The following is a 19,909-nucleotide window of genomic DNA, read 5'->3' as shown; positions in this document are numbered from 1 at the left end:
TCTCGCTAGCGCTGCCAGGCGTCGATCGTGCGCACGCCCTTGCGCATGGTCTGGTCCAGGATGGCGGGATTGCCGCTGCTGCCCTCCCAGCCCTGGTCGTCGAAGACCGTCACGACCCCGTCGACCCGGGCCACGGCGATCTGGCTGGACCCCTCGCCGCCGGTGCGCTCGCCGTTCAGGTTCGTGGCGGCCCAGGCGCGGGTCACGAGCAACGCCTCGTCCCCGACACCGGGCACTGCCCTGCTCTCGACCGTGACCGGGTCGTCGCCCTGGTCGAAGGATGGGCAGGCCTTCACCGCATCGCTCAGACGGCGCAGGTAGTCCGTGGCGCCGTCGCCCGCGAAGGTGAAGATGGTCTGGTGGATCATGCCCTGCGGCGTGTTGCTGTCGGGCTCGCCGGCCTTCTTGTACGTCACCGTCATGGCCGCGCTCGCGGTGACCTGCCGGCCCCCGGTGCCGAACTCGTTGCCGCACAGCTTGGGCAGCGCCTCGGCGACCGGCGTCGAACGTCGGGGTGACTTCCGTAGCTCAGACGGTAGCTCCACGAAGGCCGACGTCGGGATGGTCGTCGGCGCGCTGGCGCTCCCGGACGGCGGGTCGGTCGGACTCGCCGGGGCCGACGTCGTCGACGCGCTCGACGGTGTCGCGTCGGATCCCTCCTCGGCAGCCGTGCAGGCGGTGCTCAGCGCGACGGTGCCCACCAACGGCAGGATCAGCCCGAGCATCCGGGGCGCTCGGACGGTCGGCGGCAGTGCGGATCGGCTCATGGTTCCCCCCTCACCTCGACCTGAGCAGTTCCCCGCCAGCGGCGACCGGAAACGATCAATGCCGCCGTGGCGACCGGGGTCGAGCGGCCGCGTCGCGGGACCGGATGCGTCTACGCGGCGGCCGGGATGACGGCCTCGATGAGGTGCGGTCCGTCGTCGGCCAGCGCTCGGGAAAGCTGTTCCGCGAGTTGCTCGGCGGTGGTGACACGACTGGCCGGCATGCCGAAGGCGTTCGCCAGACCCACGAAGTCGATCTGTGGGTTGGCCAGGTCGAACAGCGGATTTCCGTCCGGGTTGGTGTGACCCGGACGATTGCTGAAGTACTCCCACTCCTGGCGCAGAATCGCGTACGCGCGGTTGTTGAGGACGACGTTGGTGATGTTCAACCCCTCGCGTACCTGCGTCCACAGCGCGGTGACGGTGTACATGACGCAGCCGTCCGCCACCAGCGCCAGTACCGGCCGGTCGGGTGCCGCGACCGCGGCGCCGACGGCGAGGGGCAGGCCGTCACCCATCGCTCCGCCGGTCTGCATCAGCACGTCGTGGCGGGGAGCGCCAGCGGTGGCGGCAGCCAGGGCGGTGCCGGAGCTGACACTCTCGTCGATGACGATGGCGCGTTCCGGCAGCAACGCCGCGACGACGTCCGTCCAGTTCCGCAGGGTGAGGTTCCCGGTCGGCAGCGCCGGTCGACGCGGTTCGGTCACCGGGGTGGTTGCGTCCGGGGCCACCAGGTCGGCGAGTCGGTCGAGCGCGCCGACGGCGTCCTGGCCAACCTCGGCCAGGACGTGCGTCTGCGCTCCCTCGGGTACGAGCAGGCTCGGTTGATCGGAGTAGGCGAAGAAGGAGACGGGTGCCTTGGTGCCCGCGACGATGACGTGCCGTATCCCGTGCAGTTGGTCGAGCACCTGATCCGGATAGAAGCCGAGCCGGGGAAACATGGGCAGGCCGGCCCCACGCTCGACCCGGTTGGAGTACAACTCTTGGAACACCCGCGCGCCCGTCGACGCCGCGATACGGCCGGCGGCCAACAGACCCGACTCCCGCAGCACGGTCCCGCCGATGATCAGGGCGGTGGACTCCCCGGCGCGAAGGACCTCCGCGATCCGCGTGAGCACGTCCTGGCTGACGGCCGGCGTCGCGCGGGGCGGCATCGGCGGTGCGGCCGTGCCTCCGTCCGACCACGACACGTCCGCCGGCATGATGACGGTGGCGATCTGACCGGGTGGCTCCAGGACGGCGGCGAGCGTGGCCGCGCCGTCGGGGCCGGCCCCGGCCGCGTCCTCGGGTCGGCGAACCGGCCCTTGCAGCCATCCGCCCAGGGCGGCGATGTCCGAGTTCAACGGAGGATCGAAGGCGGTGTGGAACGTCGCGTGGTCGCCGACGATGTTGACCACCGGCGAGTTGGCGCGTCGGCTGTTGTGCAGATTCGTGAGCCCGTACGCGAGTCCGGGCCCGAGATGCAGCAGGGTCGCCGCCGGCTTGCCCGCGATACGGGCGTAGCCGTCCGCCGCGCCGGTGACGACGCCCTCGAAGAGTGCGAGCACTCCGCGCAGTTCGGGAACCGACTCCAGCGCCCCGACCAGGTGCAGCTCGGTGGTGCCGGGGTTCGTGAAGAGCACCTCCACCCCGGCGTCGGCCAGCGTCCGCAGCAGTGCTTCCGCGCCGTTCACACCCACCACCTCACCGACGGCTGAACCAACAATGATCCGATCCTAAGGGTGCATTTCGGACTAAAGTGGTGACGCTCGTGAAATAGCTCGACGGGGATCGGGGATCGGGGAACGCGGGATGAAGCCGGGCTACACCGAACGCACCTACCAGGCCCGACGCCTGGACGTCGGTGTCGATCGACCGTTCGAGGAGTTCCGGCGGCAGTACGAGCAGGCAGTCCCGCGCTACGACGACGCGGCGTTCGACGCCCTGGTTGCCCGCGACGCCTCCTGGGACGACGTGCTCGCCCTGATGCGCGAGCGTGCGCCCCACGACTTCCTCATCTACTGGAGCAGTGGCGAGCTGCGGCCGATGATGAGCCTCGCGGGTGACGCCGGCAACGCTGTCGAGTACCTGATGGGCAACCACACCATCGCCGAGAAGATGTACCGGCACGACCCGACCGCCATGCTGTACGCGCCGTTGCGCACGATGATCGGCGATGGGCCCGACGGCGGGGTGCGGTTCGTGATCGAGCAGCCCAGTCGCACGTTCGGGTCGTTCGGCGTGGAGGCGATCCACGAGGTCGGCCTGCAGCTCGACCGCGAGGTCGCCGCCCTCCTGGCACATCTCGAGCTACCCGTGCCAGCGTCCCTGTCGAACTAGCGCGCGGGTTCGTCAGGCCGGATCGCTTCGATGACGATCACGGTGATGTTGTCGTGTCCACCCTCGTCGATCGCCAGGGCCACGAGTTGTTCGGCGATGTCCCCGGGGTCGGCGTCGGAGTCGAGCGCGGCCCGTATCCGTTCGTACGGCACGTACGAACTCAGTCCATCAGAGCACAACAGGACTCGGTCGCCGGGCTGAAGCTGGAGAGGCCTCAGGTCGGCCGACCGGCCGTCGGCCCGTCCGTCGAGGAAGCGGGCTAGCCTCCCGGGGAGGTTGGGCACCTCCTCGGCGTCGGCGACGAGGTGTTCGTAGGTGTGATCCTCGCTGATCTGCACCAGGGCGTTGTCGCGGGGGCGCTTGCGTCGGATCAGGTAGGCACGAGAGTCCCCAACGTTTGCCACGACCGCATCACTGCCGGCATGCAGCAGAGCGACGAACGTGGTGCCCATCCCGGCCAGATTCGGGTTCTCGCGGACCTTCCTTCGTAACTCGTCGCTCGCGTCGTTGATGGCCCGTCCCAAGGAGTGAGCAAGATCCTCAGGATCCACCAGGCGGTCGTACGCCTTCACGGCAGCGACGACTGTGCTACTCGCGATGTCACCGGCGACATGGCCGCCGAGGCCGTCTGCAACCACGTACAGCCACTGTCCTTGGCTGTGGGAGTCCTCGTTTCGTCTGCGGACGAGGCCCTGGTGCGTCCGGCTGGCCGCCGCGAGAGTGAGGGCCACGGTCATGACCCGCTCCTCGGCTCGCCGTCAGGCCACGGCTCCTTTGCGTTCGCGTCGCGGTGCAGGACGTGGACCGTCTCGACTCGGTCGCTCGCCACGACGTACTCGGTCACCTCGACCGGCTTCTGGTCGCCCCCGGAGGTGCCGACCCGCACGATCTCCAGTACGGGCAGGTTGGTGGGGATCTCCAGAAGAGCTGCCTCGTCTCTGCTGGGCATCCGGGCGCGGTGAATCTCCATCCAACTGATCGGCCAGTGGCCGGCCTTTTCGATGTGGTGCAGCCACTCGCCCGCCGCCGGGCTCGCGTCCAGGTTGGCCACGATGTCGGCGACGCGTGGGTGAATCCACGAGATGTTGATTTGGAACGGGGCCTCGGACGCTGGCCCGGTAACCCGGAACCGGCGCAGCACTTCGGTGCCGGGCTCCACTCCCAGAAGCTTGGCGACGCGGGGGTCGTCCAGTCGGGCCGGCAGGTTGACGGCCTTGCCGTGGCTGACCCACACCTCCTGGCTGCTTGCCGAAGGGAATGAGTATCCGGTTGCCTGCTCGTTGCGCTTGACCAGATCGCCGCGGGGTCGACGTGGACGTATCGTGCCGTATCGAACGGCGATGCCCCGCCCCTGGACGGCCCACACGTAGCCTTCGGTCTCCAGCAGGGCGATGGCCCTCCCGACTGTGTCGCGGTTGGCGTCGTACTCGGCCGCGAGATCGTTGAGGGTCGGAAGCCGGGCACCCGGTGCCCATTCTCCGGCTTCGATCCGTTCGCGGATCGTGGACGCGATGTTCAGGTAGCGCGAGTGCACCGGCACGTCAACGCCCTTCCCGGTTGTCCATAGACAAGCCTTGACTCTGGGTCAGATTGTCCCCAGACTATCCCCAGGGATTGTCCCAAGACAATTGGTCTCGATGAGGCCGAGGTTGGGTCGGCCGTCGCGACCGGCGCGCGGGGAGCCCTCAGGAGGAGGATGTCCATGACGAGAAATTGTGGCGATCCAGAAGCGTCGCCCGCGAGCAGTCCACCGATGCTGGAAAGCCCGACGGTTGTCGTGGCGGAAGTGCCGCAGGTCTTCGTTCTCATCAGGGATGAGAAGGTTGTCGGCTACCTCTTCGACCTTCCCTCGGGTGCGGTCGCCATCCTGGATGGTGCGCGGGAGATCTTCCGGTCGGACTCCCTGGACGACTTCGCCAGGTTCTTCGGCCCCTTGCTGGATCTCGACATCGCCAAGGTCAGGCAGGACCGCTAGACGTGCGGTCTCTGGCGGTCCGGGACGTGGCCGGTGGCGGGCGGGTTGACCCGCCCGCCACCGATTCCCATCAGGTGACCGTGACGGTCAGGTTGAGTGAGCGGGTCTCCCCGCCGGTGTAGGTGATCGTCACGCGGGCGGTGAAGGTGCCCTTTCGCGGATAGCTGTGACTTGTCGACCGCAGCGTCGCGCCGTGCGCCACCGCGCCGTTGTCGCCGAAGTCCCACGCGTAGTCGGTGATGCTCTGCCCGGACGGCGCGGTCGCGGTGGCGGTCAACGTGGTGGTCAACGGCGCGGCGCCGCCGGTCGGGTTGGCCGCGATCGTCAGGCTTCCGCCCGGCTCCTGCTTGACGCCGGCGCCGTTGAACCGCATCCAGTCCAGCGACATCAGGTCCGGCGTGCCGCCGACCTGCGCGGTGTTGACGAACTTCGCGTACAGGGTGGTGGTGCCGGTCGGTTTGTTGGTGAGCGTGACCGTGGGGGACACCAGGTTGTCCCATCCGCCGGTGGAGCCGATGGTGGCCGTACCGATCAGCGTGCCGGTGGGTGAACCGGTTCGCAGCTCGATGGTGCCGCCGAGTCCGCCGTTGGTGACCCCGAGCGTGACCGAGCCGATGTTGCGCAGGTCCACCGGCCCGTACGCCGCCCAGTCGTTGTGGTCGACGTCGCCGAGCCGCTTGCCGGCGCGGGCGGTGGTCCGGTCGTTGACGATCAGGCCGGACTGGGCGCTGAAGTGCTCGGCCTCCCTGCTCTTGGGCTGCAACTGGATCCGGGTCGAGCCGGTCAGCGCCGGCACGCCGGCCGCGCCACCGTCGGTGTACTGCGCGGTGATCAGGGTGTAGAGGTTCTGTCCCGGCCCGTGCCCGTCACCGGCGTCCGCCTCGGTGGCCAGCAGCCCGGAGCAGCCGGTGTAGACGTCCAGTGGGTGGGCGTGCGTGTCGTGCCCGAGCTGCGTCTGGACGGTCACCTTCGCGCAGTCGATGGTGGTGTCCTCCGGGTCGGTGACCGTCACCGTGTACGGGATCTTGTCGCCGAAGTCGAAGAAGCCGCCGTCGGGCACGGTGATGGTGACCGTCGGCCGGGTGTTGCCGACCACCACGTCGGTGACGGCGGTGGCGGTCAGACCGTTGCCGCTGTTGCGGACGGTCAGCCGGGCGGTGAATTTCCCGGCAGCCGAGTAGGTGAAGCTCGGGTTGGCGGCGGTGGAGTCGGTGGTGCCGTCGTTGGTGAAGTCCCAGGCGTAGCTGAGGGCGGTGCCGTCGCCGGCCGTCGCGCCGGCCGAGGAGAAGCTGACCGTCAGCGGCGTACGCCCGGTGTCCGGACTGGCGGTGATCTTCGCGGTCGGTGGTCGGCCGTTCGCCACGTAGTCGATCCGGTAGATGCCCGCGCCGGCGTTGCTGCCGCCGCGACCGCTGCCGGTGCCCTCGCCGAAGTCGATGACGTAGAGCGAGCCGTCCGGGCCGAACTCCGCCTCGAAGGGCTGGATCCAGCTCATGTTCTCGAAGATCCCGTTGATCGACTGGAGGTCACCGACGGCCGTGGGGGCGAAACGTGAGTTGCTGAAGGTCTGCGCCGCCCGGTGGATCGAGAGCGTCTTGAACCACCTGCGGGTGAACTCGTACGTCATCCACTTGCCGTCGAAGTACTCCGGGAACTTGGTGGTACGGGTGTTCGCCGGGTCGAAGTCGTAGACCGGCCCGCTCATCGGGCCGCCACCGCCGGTGCCCACCTCGGGGAACTGGGCGGAGGCGGAGTACGCGTACCAGACCAGCGCCGGCTTCGCCGCCGGCAGGGTGGTCAGGCCGGTGTTGTTGGGGGAGTTGTTCACCGGCGCGGCGCAGGTGAACTTCGCCCCGGAGGTGCTGGTGGCGAAGTTGTAGTCGTTGAACGGGATGTTGTTGCCCACGCAGTACGGCCAGCCGAAGTTGCCGGCGGCGGTGATGCGGTTGAACTCGACGGTCCCCTCCGGTCCACGGTTCGCGTCCGCGGCGCGGGCGTCCGGGCCGTAGTCACCGACCAGCACCGCGTTCGTTCCCGGCTCGATGGTGATCCGGAACGGGTTGCGCATGCCCATCGCGTAAATCTCCGGTCGGGTCCGCGCGGTGCCGGCGGGGAAGAGGTTGCCGCTGGGCACGGTGTACGTACCGTCGGCCTGCGGGGTGATCCGCAGGATCTTGCCGCGCAGGTCGTTGGTGTTGCCGGCGGTGCCCTGGGCGTCCCAGGCGGCTCGCCCGGACTGCTCGTCGATCGGGGTGTAACCGCTGGACGCGAAGGGGTCGGTGTTGTCGCCGATCGCGGCGTACAGGCGACCGGCCGCGTCCATGGCCAGCGATCCGCCCATGTGCGAGTTGGCCCGACCCACGCCCCGGTACGTCGGGACGGTCAGCAGCCGCTTCTCCGAGGAGAGCGCGACGCTGTTGTTCGCCACCGTGAACCGGGACAGGTTGAGCTGTTTGAGGGTCTTGTCCGACCAGAGCAGGTAGACCCAGCCGTTGCTGGCGAAGTCGCGGTCCAGGGTCATCCCGAGCAGGCCGTCGGACTGGTCGGTCATCGCCGAGGTGTACGCGAGGTCGAGCAGCGTGGTGACCTGGAGCGTGTCCGAGTCGACCACCTTGAGCGCGCCGGTGCGCTGGATGTAGTAGACCCTGCGGTCGGGAGCGACGGCCAGCTCGAACGGGTCGGCCAGGTTCTCGGTGACCAGCCCGACGCGTTCGAACGTGCCGGTCCTGCTGGCCGAGCAGTCGCCGGCGACCGCGCCCGCGGCCCACTCGATGCCGTAGCGCAGGTGCTCCAGGAACGTGGCGCTGCTGAACTGGGAGCTGGCGTGCCCACCGGCGGTGAACCAGGACCGGCCGCCGTCGTAGCGCTGACACCAGGAGTACGCGTGGTCGACGCCCTCGTCCAGGCCGCTGATCCCGTCACGCACCTTGATCTGCGCGAGGGTGTGCACGTTGCCGGTCGGGTTGGTCCGCCAGTTGTACCACTCCTCGCTCTGCTCCCACAGCTCCGGCAGGTTGCGGGTGGAGGGGTGGGCGCGGTCGAGGACCTTCACCCGCCCGGGGTACGTGCCGCCGGTGGCCGAGAAGTCCGGGTGGTAGTCGAAGATGGTGCCGACCAGACCCTCGTACCAGGACCAGTCGCGTTCGCTGGCCGACGCGGCGTGCAGGCCGGCCCAGCCGCCGCCGTTGCGGATGAACGTCTGCAACGCCGCGCGCTGGCTGCCGTTGAGCAGGTCGCCCGAGGCGGGGGTGGAGTTGGTGTTGTTGAAGACCAGGGCGTCGAAGGTGGCGAGGTTGGCGTCGGTGAAGGCGCCCGCGTCGGTGGTGGCGACGACCTCGAAGTTGTGGGTGGCGCCGAGCTGCTGGATCGCGGCCACGCCGGCCGGGATCGAGTCGTGGTAGAAGTTGGTGATCTTCGAGAAGACCAGCACCCGGAAGCGCGGGGCGGCCTCGGCGGGCAGGGCGGTGGTGGTGCTCAGGACGGTGGCGACGGTGAGCAGGGCGAGGCAGATCGCGCGCAGGTGTTTGGGCATGGGGGCGCTCCCTGTCGGACGGTGAGGGTCGGAAAGCGCTTTCTCGATGCCCGCATCACGGTACTGACAGCCAGTTATGAGCGTCAATAGACACGAGGTAAGCGGTTTCCTGGCGGGCTGCCGCAGCGCGACGCGGGTACGGATAACCGCACCAGGATCGTTCGGGTCGCCCGGATGTCCGGATCGCCGTCGGCGTCGAGGGTGGAACACATGGACAACGTGGTGGAACTCGACGGCGTGACCCGCACCTACGGCTCGCGCAGACGGCCGCTCGCCGCCCTTCGCGGCATCTCGCTCGTGGTGCCGGCCGGCACGTTCGTGGCGGTGATGGGAGCCACCGGCTCGGGCAAGAGCACCCTGCTGCAGTGCGCGGCGGGGTTGGACCGGCCGACGTCGGGGCGGGTCCGCCTGGTCGGCCGGGACGTCACCCGAATGCGCGAAGGCGCGCTGACCCGGTTGCGTCGCGATCGGGTAGGTTTCGTCTTCCAGTCGTACAACCTGCTGTCGGAGCTGACGGTGCGGCAGAACGTGCTGCTGCCCCGGCGGCTGGGTGGACCGCGTCCGCACCCACTCGACGAGGTGCTGGCCGAGGTGGGTCTGTCCGGGTTGGCCGGTCGGCCGGTCGGCGAGTTGTCCGGCGGCCAACGCCAACGGGTCGCCATCGCCCGCGCGCTGGCCAGTCGTCCCGCCGTCGTGTTCGCGGACGAGCCGACCGGGGCGCTGGATCCGGCGACCGGTGAGCAGATGCTGCGCTTGCTGCGTGACGGGGTGGACCGGGCCGGTGTGACGGTGGTGATGGTCACCCACGATCCGATGGCGGCGGCCTGGAGCGACCGACTCGTCCTGCTGCGCGACGGCGAGGTGGTGGCGGACGGCCCGACACCCGATGCGGCACACATCGGGGAGCGGCTGCGTGCCACCACGGGTGACCCGGCGGTGGCCCGGTGAGCGCGGGACTGACCCGGCAGGCGCTGCGCAAGCAGCCGTGGGCCTTCGCCGGTCCGTTCGTCACGCAGTGCCTGGCCGCCGCGCTGGTGTCCGGAGCGCTGGGCGCCAGCTCCTCGATGTCCGGCGCGCGGTTGGACCCGGCCGCCCGGCAGGTGCTGACCGAGAGCTCGATCCCCGAGATGGCCACGCTGTTCGTGGTGGTGTCCGTGTACCTGACCGCGTTGATCGTCGGACTGACCATGACGTCGTCGATCGCCCGCCAGGCGCGGGACATCGCGCTGGCGCGAGCGGTGGGTGCCACTCCCGGCCGGGTGCGCCGCGCGGTGGCGGCCCAGGCCGCCGTGGTGGCGGTGCCGGCGACCGCGCTCGGCGTACCGCTCGGTGCCCTGCTCGCCCACGCCTGGCTGGCGGGGCTCACCGGACACCAGGCGATCCCGCCCGGTGTGACGTTCCACCCGTCGCCCGCGGCACTGCCCGCGGCGCTGGGCATCACCGTCGGGGCGTCGGTGGTTGGCGCGCTGACCGCCGCGATGCGACCAGCACGGGTACGCCCCGCCGCCGCGCTGACCGAGACGGCCGTCCCGCGGCGTCGGATCAGCCTGCTGCGTACCGCGATCGGGGTGGTCCTCCTGACCGGCGGCGTCGTGCTGTCGATCCTGATCGCGAAGGGTGACCCGGCCAAGGCCGGTGAGTCGAGTCTCTTCACCATGCTGGCGATGTGCGTGGGAGCCGGCTTCCTCGGCCCGGTCCTGCTGCGGTTGGCCGCTCCGCTGACGCGACTGTTCGGGGGTACCGGGGCGCTGGCGGCGGACAACCTCGCGGTGCGCGCCACGGCGCTGTCCGGCGCGCTGGTGCCACTGGTCCTGGCGATCGCGTTCGCCACGGTGAAGGTGGTCACGCACACCACGTCCGCGCACGTGCACGGCGCTCCCGACCCGGCGGCGCAGGTGTGGACGGAGTATTCCGGCACCGCCGTCTACGTCGCCTTCGCCGCCGTCGCCGCGGTGAACACGCTGGTGACCGTACTCCTGTCCCGACGTCGGGAGCTTGCGGTGACCCGGCTGGTCGGCGCGAGCAGGATGCACGCGCTGGCCGTGGTCGTCTGCGAAGCCCTGCTGGTGACGGTGACCGCCCTGGCGGTCAGTACCGTGGTCGCGATGGTCACCATGGTGCCGATGCTGCACGGCATGCTGGGCACGTGGATGCCCTACCTGCCACCCGGGCAACTGGCCGGCGGCCTGGCCGTGGTGCTCGGCCTGGTGCTGCTGGGCACCGTCGTGCCGGCGCTGGTCGCGATGCGCCGCCCGGCGGTGGAGTCGCTGGCGGTGGACCCGTGAGGTCCGTCGTCGGCGTGGTCCTGCGTGCTCCGACGACCGCCCGTACCTGGCGTGAGGTCGGATACACGGTCACCGGCACCGTGCTGGCCGTGCCGACGTTCGCGATAGCGCTGCTGGGGCTGGTGTTCTCCGCGCTGTCGCTGCTGACGATCGGGCTACCACTGCTGACCGGTGTGCTGCTGCTCGCGCGGCTGACCGTTCGGTACTTCCGGGGGCCGGCCCGGCTGTTCCTCGGCTGGAGCTGGCCGAACCCGCCGCCCGTGGGCCGCCGGGGGACGGGCCCGGTGCGCTGGGCACGCGCGGTGTTGACGGACGCCAGCGGCTGGAAGGCCCTCGCGTACTGCTTCGCCCGGCTGCCGCTGATGGCCGCGGGGGCGTACCTCGGCGGGGCCCTTGTCGTCGGAGGTCTGGTGGGCGTCACCTACCCCGTGTGGGTGCACCGCTTTCCGCAAGACCCGCCGTGGGGCGGCTCCTGGGCACTGGCCGCGCAGGGGTTGGCCGCGCTGCTGGTGTTCCCGTGGTACTTCCGACTCATCGTGTCGCTGGACCGGTGGCTGGTGCGGGCACTGCTGGAGCCGGGACCCGAGCGGGTCCGGATAGCGGCTCTGGAGGCCAGCCGGGCCGCGCTGCGGGCGGACGCGGCCGCGCTGCTGCGGCGGGTGGAACGGGATCTGCACGACGGTACGCAGGCCCGGCTGGTCGCGCTCGGCGTGGGTCTGTCGCGTATCGAGGGGCGAGCCGGTGAGCCGGAGCTGAAGGCGATGGTGGCCCAGGCCCGGGGCGCGGTGGTGGAGACCCTGACCGAGCTGCGGGACATCGTGCGGGGCATCCACCCGCCCGCGCTCGACACCGGCCTGAGCACCGCGATCGAGACCCTGGCCGCGCGCAGCGCGGTGCCCGTCGAGGTACACGTGGACCTGCCTGAGCGCCCGACACCCGACCTGGAATCGGCGCTGTACTTCAGCGCCGCCGAACTCCTCACCAACGTGGCGAAGCACGCCGGGGCCAGCCGGATCCGGCTGGACCTTCGCGCGCAGAATGGCGTCCTGCGCCTGACCGTCAGCGACGATGGGCGCGGCGGGGCGCGATCCGGGGGCAGGGGTACGGGTCTGTCGGGGCTGATCCGACGAGCTGAATCGCTGGACGGCGCGCTCTGGCTGGACAGTCCGCCCGGGGGACCGACGACCATCACCGTGGAGCTGCCGTGCGCGTAGTGATCGCCGAGGACAACCCGTTGCTGCGCGACGGGATCACGTTGCTGCTGACCGATCACGGGATCATCGTCGTGTCGGCGGTGGACAACGGTGACGACCTGCGCGCGGCGGTCGACGAACACCGACCGGACGCGGCGGTGGTCGACGTACGGATGCCACCGACCTTCACCGACGAAGGCCTGCGGGTGGCGTTGGCCATCCGGGCGGCCCACCCGGACACCGGCGTGCTGGTCTTCTCGCAGTGGGTGGAGACCCGGTACGCGCGGCAACTGATCGCCGAGCACCCGGGTCGGGTCGGTTACCTGCTGAAGGACCGGATCGTCAGCACCGAGGACTTCGTCGACGCGCTGCGCCGGGTGGCCGCCGGCGGGACGGCACTGGATCCGGAGGTGGTGCGCCAGTTGTTGGCGGCGCCGTCGGTGGACGCGGGCGTCGCCCGGCTCAGCGAGCGGGAGCGCGAGGTCCTGGGGATGCTGGCCGAGGGCCGGTCCAACCTCGCCATCTGCGAGTCGCTCCACCTCGCCCCGCGCAGCGTGGAGAAGCACGTGACGGCCATCTTCACCAAACTCGACCTACCCCAGGCGCGAACCGACCACCGGCGAGTTCTCGCCGTACTGCGCTATCTGAACGCGGCACGCTGATCTCTCGTGGCAAGGAGCGGCCCATGCACGTCAGTCTCGCGACGAGCGCCGGTAGGGCCGGCCGGCCGAACGAGGACTTCGTGGGGGCGGTGCCCGGCGCTCTCGTCCTGCTGGACGGCGCCGGCATTCCAGGGGCCGAGGCGTTCTGCGCGCACGGGGTCGCCTGGTACACCCATCGTCTCGGCGGCACGCTGCTCGGCGGTCTGTCGCGGGCCGACGGGCGGGGCCTCGCGGCCATCCTCGCCGACGCCATCGCTGAGACGGCCGCCGCGCATCGCGCCACCTGCGACATCACCGATCCCAGCAGCCCGCAGGCGACCGTTCTGATGGCCCGCGTCCACCGGGGACGGCTGGAGCACCTTCTGCTCGCGGACTCGTACCTCGTGCTCGATGAGGTCGGCGGCGGCGTGCGGGTGGTCACCGACGAGCGCGAGGTGGCCGCCCGGCGGGAATGCTCGGCGCCCCTGGCCGGCATCACACCCGGAACCCCGGAGTACGACCACATCCGCGCCTCCTGCGCCCTGGCACTGCGCGCTCGTCGGAACCGGCCGGGCGGTTACTGGATCGCCAAGGACGATCCGCAGGCGGCCTGGGAGGCGGCGACCGGGAGCGTCGCCCTCGACGAGTTGCACGGCATCGCGGTGCTCAGCAACGGTGCCAGCCGGATCGTCACCCCGTACGGTCTGACCGACTGGCCGGGGGTGCGGGAACTACTTGCCGCCGACGGGCCGTCCGGCGTCATCCGGCGTATCCGTGCGTTCGAGGCGCGGGTGAGCGGCGACCCCGACGCCGTGGTTCCGGACGATGCCACTGTGGCCTCCTGCGGATTGCGATGAGAGCGCGTAAGGCCTTCTCCTGAGCGTGATCTGTCCAATTCTTCGGAACTGATGTCAGCCCATCTTGTTGCGTACCGAAACTGTTGTCGGATCCCTGACTTCGCCCGTTCGTTTGGGGCATTTCGGTGCTGTGGCCCTGGCGGGTGGCACTTCGTTTGTGCTTTATTTTGACCCCTGCCGGGCCTTGCTCGATCTTGTCTGGTGTCTCCACTTGATGGTCGGACGGTTTCTACCATTTCTCGGCGAAGGAGTCTTCCGTGGCGCAGACGGTTCCTGTGCGGGTGGGTGCGGTCGAGGTGCTGGTCGAGGTCGTGCCTGCGGCTGGTTCTCAGCAGACGTCGACACCGGGACGCGTCGATCGGGCGGTGGACTACGCGGCAGGCGCGTTCGAGCGGGCGCAGTCGGCGGTGGAGGAGATCGCCGTGTCGACGGCGCGCACGGTCGGCCGGGTTACGCGCCGGGTCGGTAGCCCGGAGTCGGTCGAGGTCGAGTTCGGGCTGAAGGTGTCGGCCAAGGGTGACGTGATCGTTGCGGGCGCCGCGGGTGAGGCATCGCTGAAGGTGAAGATCACCTATGGCGCGAGTGCCGACCCTGTGCATCGCGGGCCGGGCGAAGCGGCCCCGGACGACGCGGACACCGAAACTGAGGCGCCGCAGGACGGCGCGTAATGACGGTGCGGGTGGCCGGCTACGACTTTCTCGGCTGGGTTGCTGCTGATGGCGCGTCGCCTGCCGGCACCTGTTTCCAGGTCGAGGGGGGTGTGCTGGTCACAGCCCACCACGTTCTCGTGGATATCGGTGCGGCGGCGGTGGGATCCATGGTGCGGGTCGGGCCCGTCGGCGTCGGTGCGGGATGGGACGCGACGGTCGATCGCTTCGACGAGGTGCACGACCTGGCGGTCCTGCGCGCCGAGCGGCCGCTTCCGGGGTCGGCGTCGCACCTCGTTGTCTCGGACGGGGTGCGGGACAACGAGGCGGTGACGACGGCCGGCTACCCGACGGTCGAGGACGACGGGCACGAGTACGAGCTGCTGACCGCGGGAGGCCACTGGCGCGGGCCGGCGCTGCGGGACGGCGTGTTGTGGTCACGTCTACAGGCGGACGCGGTGATGCCCGGCATGAGTGGTGCGCCGGTGCTGCGGGCGTCCGACCGGGCGGTGGTCGGCGTGGTTTCCGGCCGCTACAACTCGCAGGACGGCTGGCTGGCCGGTGCCGTGTGGGTGTCGCGGGTGGAAGACCTGTCCGCGCTGCTGGAAGGGGTGGCGTCGGTCGTCGTCGAGGAGACGACGCCGGCCAATGGTCTGCTGGACCTGGTGCTGACGGTGTCGCAGTCAGAGGTGCGCCTGTCGGGGTGTGGCCAGGACGTGACCGCGGAGCATCGTGGTGTCTCAGCTGGCCTGGCCAACGCCTTGCACGACGTACGCCGGGAACGCGCTCGGCTACGTGCGGTGGTACGTGACCTTGCGACCGGTGGCCAGGCCGCCGGCGTGGTGTCGTTGCGGCGCGCCGGCGAGCTGATGGCGGAATCATTTCTGCCGGTCGCGGTGGCGCAGGCGCTTGCCCGGGTGATCCGCCGTGCCCAGCGGGAGCACGTGCCGGTGCGGGTGGGGGTGCAGGCGCCGGACTGGTGGTGGCTGCCGTGGGAGGCATTGCCGGAGCCGGTGACCGGCCGTCCGGTGGTGCTGCACGAGCTGGTGTCGGTGTATCGGAGGGTGGATGCGGCCGGCTCCCGATCGGCTGCGGCGCCGGGGCCGTTGCGGATCGTGGTGGCGATCGCCTCGCCGGAGGCCGGCAGTGGTCCGCTGCTGGATTACGAGCGGGAGTTGGGCAGTGTCCTGGACGCGGTGCACGGTGCGCACCGCAGCCGGGCGGTGGTGCGGATCGTGCCGTTCGCCACGACGGCGGCCATCCGTGCGGTCCTCGCCGAGGACACCACGCATGTGCTGCATCTGTCCGCGCACGGTGCGCCGGGCGTCCTGCACCTGGAGGACGAGCAGGGGCGTCCGCGGTCGGTGGACCCGGAAACCCTGATAGCGGAGGCGATCCCGGAGGGCCGGATGCCGCGGGTGATCTCACTGGCGGCCTGCTACACCGATGTCGACGGCGAGGACGGCGCGGGGTCGTTCGCCGCCAGGCTGGCCCGGCGGGGCGCGGGCGCGGTGATCGCGACGCAGACCTCGGTCACCGACGTGTACGCCACGAGGCTGTTCGCCGCCGTGTACGCCGAGCTGGCGGCATCGGCGCGGCCGGATGTGGTCGCGGCGGTGGCGCAGGCCCGTCGGCGCGTGCAACGAGACCTGGCCACCGGTCCGGACCCGTTGACCCAGGCGGTCGGGGGCATGGACGAGTGGAGCGTGGTCAGCGTGCTGGCCGCCACACCCTCGGTGGCCGTCGCGGACGGCACCGCACCAGCCGAATCTCGCGCGGAGATCGTGCCGGACCTGGGCGGCCTCCTCGCCCGGCCCGTCGGGCAGTTCGTCGGTCGCCGACCCGCCCAGCGCGTTCTGCCCGGCCTCCTCAGTGACGGCACCGGTACGGCTGTGCTGCTGCACGGCATCGGTGGGGTCGGGAAGACCACCCTGGCCGCCGAGGTGGTGCGCCGCCTGCTTGACACCTCGCCGGACTGGCGTCTGGTCACCGTGACCGGGCCGGTCACCGTCGACGGACTGTTGACCGCGCTCGCCGACGCGGCTCGCCGGGAACTGGTGCTGCGGACACAGTTCAGCGGCCCGCCGATGGTCGCGGTGCAGACGGCCGGTCGGGTCGACCTGCCCTGGTCGGACCGGTTCGCGCTGCTGCGCGACCAGGTTCTGGCCGGGGTGAGGATCCTGGTGGTGTTGGACAACTTCGAGGACAACCTGATCCGTGACAGCGGCATCGACGGCGGCTGGTCAGTCGGGGATTCCGGGCTGGCGGGACTGCTGGCCGCATGGCTGACCAGCCCCGGCCGGAGCCGGCTGCTGATCACCAGCCGTTACCGGTTCGGGCTACCCGTTCCGGCCGCCGAACGGCTGCATCACTACCAGGTGCCGCCGTTGAGCCTGGCCGAGACCCGAAAGCTGCTGTGGTCGCTGCCCCGACTGGACCGGCACGCCGCCGATATCGACGCGGTGCAGCGCATCTGGCAGACCGTCGGTGGGCATCCTCGGGCCTTGGAGTACCTCGACGCGCTGCTGCCCGGCAATGGCGGCGACCCGGCCGGACGGGGCCGCTTCGCCGACATCACCCGACGCCTCCACCACGCCGTCGAAACACGGCTCGGTACTGCCGGCACGGCCGCCTGGCTGGCCCAACAGCGCACTTTGGACGCAGCGCTGGCTGACACGGTCACGCTGGCCGCCGACGATGTCCTGCTGACCGAGCACCTGACCCGCCTCGGCGCCATCGAGGGCGCGGTCCGGCTGCTGGCCGGGATCAGCGTCTACCGCGAACCCGTCGACGTCAACGGGCTGCTCTTCCAGGTCGGCGTCGCGAAGCCGGATGCCGAACAGCAGCCCGGCGACATGGCGGAGGCGGCCGCGGAGATCACGGACCTGCTGTCGCGTTATGCACTCGATCTCAACGGGCTGGCGGAGGCAATCGGGCAGGACAGCCCGCTGACCCCGGTAGACACCGAACGTCTCGTCCGGCTTCTTGAGCAGGCACGCCGACCGCCTCAGCCCCCGTTCACCGCACCACCGGGGATGGCCGGGCTGGCCCAGAAACTCGCCACTACCAGTCTGATAGCGATCGTCGATGACGGCCGGATCGTGATGCACCGCTGGACCGCCGCCGAGCTGCATCGCCACTGGAACAGCGACCAAGGTCCGCACCACCGCCCCGGGCTGGTCACCGCCGCCCACCGGGCCGCCGCGACATACTGGCAGTGGCGCGTGGGGAGATGGCCGCAAGATCGGCTCGACGACCTCCACGATCTCGGCGAGAGCCGGCACCACCTGCTGGCCGCCGGCGATCTGGAAACCGCCGGCACCATCACCGAGCACATCTGCAGCCAACTCGACGAGTGGGGGGCCTGGGACCGAGAGGCCAGCCTCATCCACGACACCCTGCGCTGGCTTCCTGAAAATTCACCCCGTCGGCCGGCCTGGTACCAGCAGCTCGGCATCCTCGCCCAGCTTCGCGGCGACTACGCCGAGGCGGAGCGTCGTTACCAGCAGTCCCTGGCCATTGAGGAGGCGCTGGGGAACCAGGCCGGCATGGCCAGCAGCTATCACCAGATGGGCATCCTCGCTCAGTATCGGGGTGACTATGCCGAGGCGGAGCGTCGTTACCAGCAGTCCCTGGCCATCGAGGAGGAGCTGGGAAACCAGTCCGGCGTGGCCGCCAGCTACGGTCAGCTCGGAACCCTCGCCCAGCTTCGGGGTGACTACGGTGAGGCCGAACGCCGTTACCAGCAGTCTCTGGCGATCAGCGAGGGGCTGGGCAACCGGTCCGGCATGGCTGCCAATTACCACCAGCTGGGTATCCTCGCGCAGGGGCGGGGTGACTACGGCGAGGCGGAGCGTCGTTACCAGCAGTCCCTGGCGATCAAGGAGGAGCTGGGGAATCGGTCTGGCATGGCTACCGGTTACCACCAGCTCGGCATCCTCGCTCAGTATCGGGGTGACTATGCCGAGGCGGAGCGTCGTTACCAGCAGTCCCTGACCATCGAGGAGGAGCTGGGAAACCAGGCCGGCATGGCCGCCAGCTACGGTCAGCTCGGAACCCTCGCCCAGCTTCGGGGTGACTACGGTGAGGCCGAACGCCGTCACCAGCAGTCTCTGGCGATCAACGAAGGGCTGGGCAACCAGTCCGGCATGGCTATCAACTACCACCATCTGGGCATCCTCGCGCAGGAGCGGGGTGACTACGGCGAGGCTGAACACCGTTACCAGCAGTCCCTGGCGATCAAAGAGGAGCTGGGGAATCAGTCTGGTATGGCTGCCAGTTATCACCAGATGGGCGTACTCGCTCAGCTTCGGGGTGACTACCGTGAGGCCGAACGCCGTTACCAGCAGTCTCGGGCGATCAACGAAGGGCTGAGCAACCAGGCCGATATGGCCACCTCAATCAGCCAGCTCGGGACTCTGCGTACCGAAATGGGGGAATTTGGCGAGGCGGTGACCTTCCACTGCCAGGCCCTCGCGATACGGCTCGGGATCGGCGTTCCCCAAGCCGGCTTCAATTTCGCCCGGCTCCGTGAGCTCCGCAGGATGCTCGGCGAGCACGATTTTCGCGGCGCCGTCATCGCTGCCCTCGACGAACAATCGGTGCGGACGCTGATCGCACTACTGGACCAGGCGGAAGGTCCAGAGCAGGAAGACGGCACAGGGCGGTCCGTCGTTGGCGAGGAGTAAAGGCACGCCGTCTTGCCGTGCCCCTACGGCAACGGGTTCGGCGTGATCTGATGCCGTGGTGGAGTACGAGTTCGAGGATGCCGTGTGGGAGTGGCGCGGGCCATCGCCGTACCACTTCGTAACGATTCCACCCGAGTGCGTCGACATGGTGCGTCAGGTGGCATCCGCCGTCACCTACGGCTGGGGCATGATCCCGGTCGAGGTCCGGCTTGGGCGAAGCCGGTGGCGCACCTCGCTGTTCCCGAGGGACGGGGGCTACGTCCTTCCGCTGCGGGACTCGGTGCGCAACAAGGAGGGCATTGCCCTCGACGACGTCGTGCACATCCACCTCGCTGTCCGGCCGCGGTAGGGCGGCTCGCCCACCCGCCCTGGTCGGACGCTGAGCCACAGCGTCCGACCAGGGGGGCTGCTAGAGGTACGGGCGCGTGATGAGTTCGATCGCGTGTCCTGCCGGGTCCTTGAAGTAGACCCCTCGGCCGCCGTGCTCGGTGTTCGTTTCACCTGGCCGCTTCATCTGCGGGTCGGCCCAGTACGTGACGCCTCGTTCCTGGATGTACGCCAGGCCACGCGCGAAGAGCTCGTCGTCGACGAGGAACGCGTAGTGCTGCATCTGGATGTCCACCGGCGGCTCGGCGAACTGGAGCAGCACCCCCTCGTCCAGCAGTACATTGACGAACGGCCCCCACGAGGGCGCCTCCGGGAGTCCGAACAGTTCCCGGTAGAAGGCCGCCGACGCGTGCTTGTCCGTCGAGGCGATGATGGTGTGGTTGAACGTGACCGTCACGAGTACCCGTCTTTCGGTCGATCCGAAGACCCGACCGGAAGCACACGGCGTCCAGCAGCCGTACTGATTTGACAGACCCCGGAGGCGAGAACGCCCCGGACCCATGCGGGAGACGCGTACGCGTCGATCTCGGCATGGCGGCTGAAGTAGCCAGAACCTCCGGGGGTAGGCCCATCTGGGGCGCATCAAGAGGCTAACACGATGCCTTCTCACGTGCGTGACCA

Annotated in this window: 16 protein-coding genes and 1 pseudogene; 10 read left to right on the top strand and 7 right to left on the bottom strand. The window is 69.8% G+C overall.

Annotation, left to right across the window (positions count from 1 at the left end):
• Positions 1–5: 5 nt before the first annotated feature.
• Together ACQP03_RS18545 and ACQP03_RS18540 are read right to left on the bottom strand one after the other, a co-directional pair.
• Complete coding sequence (locus tag ACQP03_RS18545; protein ID WP_357117934.1) at positions 6–767, bottom strand: hypothetical protein; 762 nt, start codon at positions 765–767, stop codon at positions 6–8.
• A gap of 110 nt (positions 768–877) precedes the next feature.
• Positions 878–2,437 carry an acetolactate synthase large subunit gene (locus tag ACQP03_RS18540; RefSeq protein WP_357169686.1) on the bottom strand — a complete coding sequence of 520 codons (1,560 nt, stop codon included), beginning with the start codon at positions 2,435–2,437 and terminating at the stop codon, positions 878–880.
• Between the two features lie 118 nt (positions 2,438–2,555).
• Between ACQP03_RS18540 and ACQP03_RS18535 the strand changes: the two genes are divergently transcribed.
• Entirely contained in the window at positions 2,556–3,083 is a 528-nt protein-coding gene (locus ACQP03_RS18535; RefSeq protein WP_433457682.1) for a hypothetical protein, read from the top strand.
• On the opposite strand, the gene ACQP03_RS18530 is transcribed toward ACQP03_RS18535, so the two are convergent.
• The 3 genes and pseudogenes from ACQP03_RS18530 to ACQP03_RS18520 form a co-directional block, all read right to left on the bottom strand.
• Positions 3,080–3,820 (bottom strand): PP2C family protein-serine/threonine phosphatase, encoded by a 741-nt coding sequence (locus tag ACQP03_RS18530; RefSeq protein WP_357169692.1) that lies wholly within the window; start codon positions 3,818–3,820, stop codon positions 3,080–3,082. The genes ACQP03_RS18535 and ACQP03_RS18530 overlap by 4 nt on opposite strands.
• On the bottom strand, positions 3,817–4,425 hold the full coding sequence (locus ACQP03_RS18525; protein ID WP_433461186.1) for a UTRA domain-containing protein: 609 nt from the start codon (positions 4,423–4,425) through the stop codon (positions 3,817–3,819). The genes ACQP03_RS18530 and ACQP03_RS18525 overlap by 4 nt, the downstream gene beginning before the upstream one ends.
• A gap of 51 nt (positions 4,426–4,476) precedes the next feature.
• A pseudogene (locus tag ACQP03_RS18520) lies at positions 4,477–4,617 on the bottom strand (GntR family transcriptional regulator); the annotation flags it as partial.
• Positions 4,618–4,836: 219 nt separating this feature from the next.
• Between ACQP03_RS18520 and ACQP03_RS18515 the strand changes: the two are divergent.
• Positions 4,837–5,058, top strand: a complete 222-nt coding sequence (locus tag ACQP03_RS18515) for a hypothetical protein (protein ID WP_357117949.1) — start codon at positions 4,837–4,839, stop codon at positions 5,056–5,058.
• A gap of 70 nt (positions 5,059–5,128) precedes the next feature.
• On the opposite strand, the gene ACQP03_RS18510 is transcribed toward ACQP03_RS18515, so the two are convergent.
• Entirely contained in the window at positions 5,129–8,590 is a 3,462-nt protein-coding gene (locus ACQP03_RS18510; RefSeq protein WP_433457679.1) for a ThuA domain-containing protein, read from the bottom strand.
• A gap of 210 nt (positions 8,591–8,800) precedes the next feature.
• Between ACQP03_RS18510 and ACQP03_RS18505 the strand changes: the two genes are divergently transcribed.
• The 8 genes from ACQP03_RS18505 to ACQP03_RS18470 all read left to right on the top strand — a co-directional run bounded on the left by ACQP03_RS18505 (position 8,801) and on the right by ACQP03_RS18470 (position 19,250).
• Entirely contained in the window at positions 8,801–9,538 is a 738-nt protein-coding gene (locus ACQP03_RS18505; RefSeq protein WP_433457677.1) for an ABC transporter ATP-binding protein, read from the top strand.
• Positions 9,535–10,875, top strand: a complete 1,341-nt coding sequence (locus ACQP03_RS18500) for an FtsX-like permease family protein (RefSeq protein ID WP_433457675.1) — start codon at positions 9,535–9,537, stop codon at positions 10,873–10,875. The genes ACQP03_RS18505 and ACQP03_RS18500 overlap by 4 nt, the downstream gene beginning before the upstream one ends.
• Positions 10,872–12,089, top strand: coding sequence for a sensor histidine kinase (locus ACQP03_RS18495; protein WP_433457673.1), 1,218 nt, complete (start codon positions 10,872–10,874; stop codon positions 12,087–12,089). Before ACQP03_RS18500 ends, ACQP03_RS18495 begins: the two co-directional genes overlap by 4 nt.
• Positions 12,080–12,730 (top strand): response regulator transcription factor, encoded by a 651-nt coding sequence (locus ACQP03_RS18490; RefSeq protein WP_433457671.1) that lies wholly within the window; start codon positions 12,080–12,082, stop codon positions 12,728–12,730. The genes ACQP03_RS18495 and ACQP03_RS18490 overlap by 10 nt, the downstream gene beginning before the upstream one ends.
• A gap of 23 nt (positions 12,731–12,753) precedes the next feature.
• Complete coding sequence (locus ACQP03_RS18485; protein ID WP_433457669.1) at positions 12,754–13,566, top strand: hypothetical protein; 813 nt, start codon at positions 12,754–12,756, stop codon at positions 13,564–13,566.
• A 257-nt stretch (positions 13,567–13,823) separates the two neighbouring features.
• On the top strand, positions 13,824–14,234 hold the full coding sequence (locus tag ACQP03_RS18480; RefSeq protein ID WP_357117971.1) for a CU044_2847 family protein: 411 nt from the start codon (positions 13,824–13,826) through the stop codon (positions 14,232–14,234).
• A complete protein-coding gene (locus ACQP03_RS18475) occupies positions 14,234–18,901 on the top strand; it encodes a tetratricopeptide repeat protein (RefSeq protein ID WP_433457667.1) in 4,668 nt (1,555 codons plus the stop codon). Before ACQP03_RS18480 ends, ACQP03_RS18475 begins: the two co-directional genes overlap by 1 nt.
• A 58-nt stretch (positions 18,902–18,959) precedes the next feature.
• Complete coding sequence (locus ACQP03_RS18470; protein ID WP_357117977.1) at positions 18,960–19,250, top strand: DUF1905 domain-containing protein; 291 nt, start codon at positions 18,960–18,962, stop codon at positions 19,248–19,250.
• 60 nt (positions 19,251–19,310) lie between these two features.
• On the opposite strand, the gene ACQP03_RS18465 is transcribed toward ACQP03_RS18470, so the two are convergent.
• On the bottom strand, positions 19,311–19,685 hold the full coding sequence (locus ACQP03_RS18465; protein ID WP_357394608.1) for a VOC family protein: 375 nt from the start codon (positions 19,683–19,685) through the stop codon (positions 19,311–19,313).
• Between the last annotated feature and the right edge of the window lie 224 nt (positions 19,686–19,909).

It is taken from the genome of Micromonospora sp. CA-248212 (assembly GCF_050948405.1).
In the GTDB taxonomy this organism is placed as follows: Bacteria; Actinomycetota; Actinomycetes; order Mycobacteriales; family Micromonosporaceae; genus Micromonospora.
Note: the sequence above shows the minus strand (reverse complement) of the source record. Positions and strands in the feature narration are given on the sequence as shown.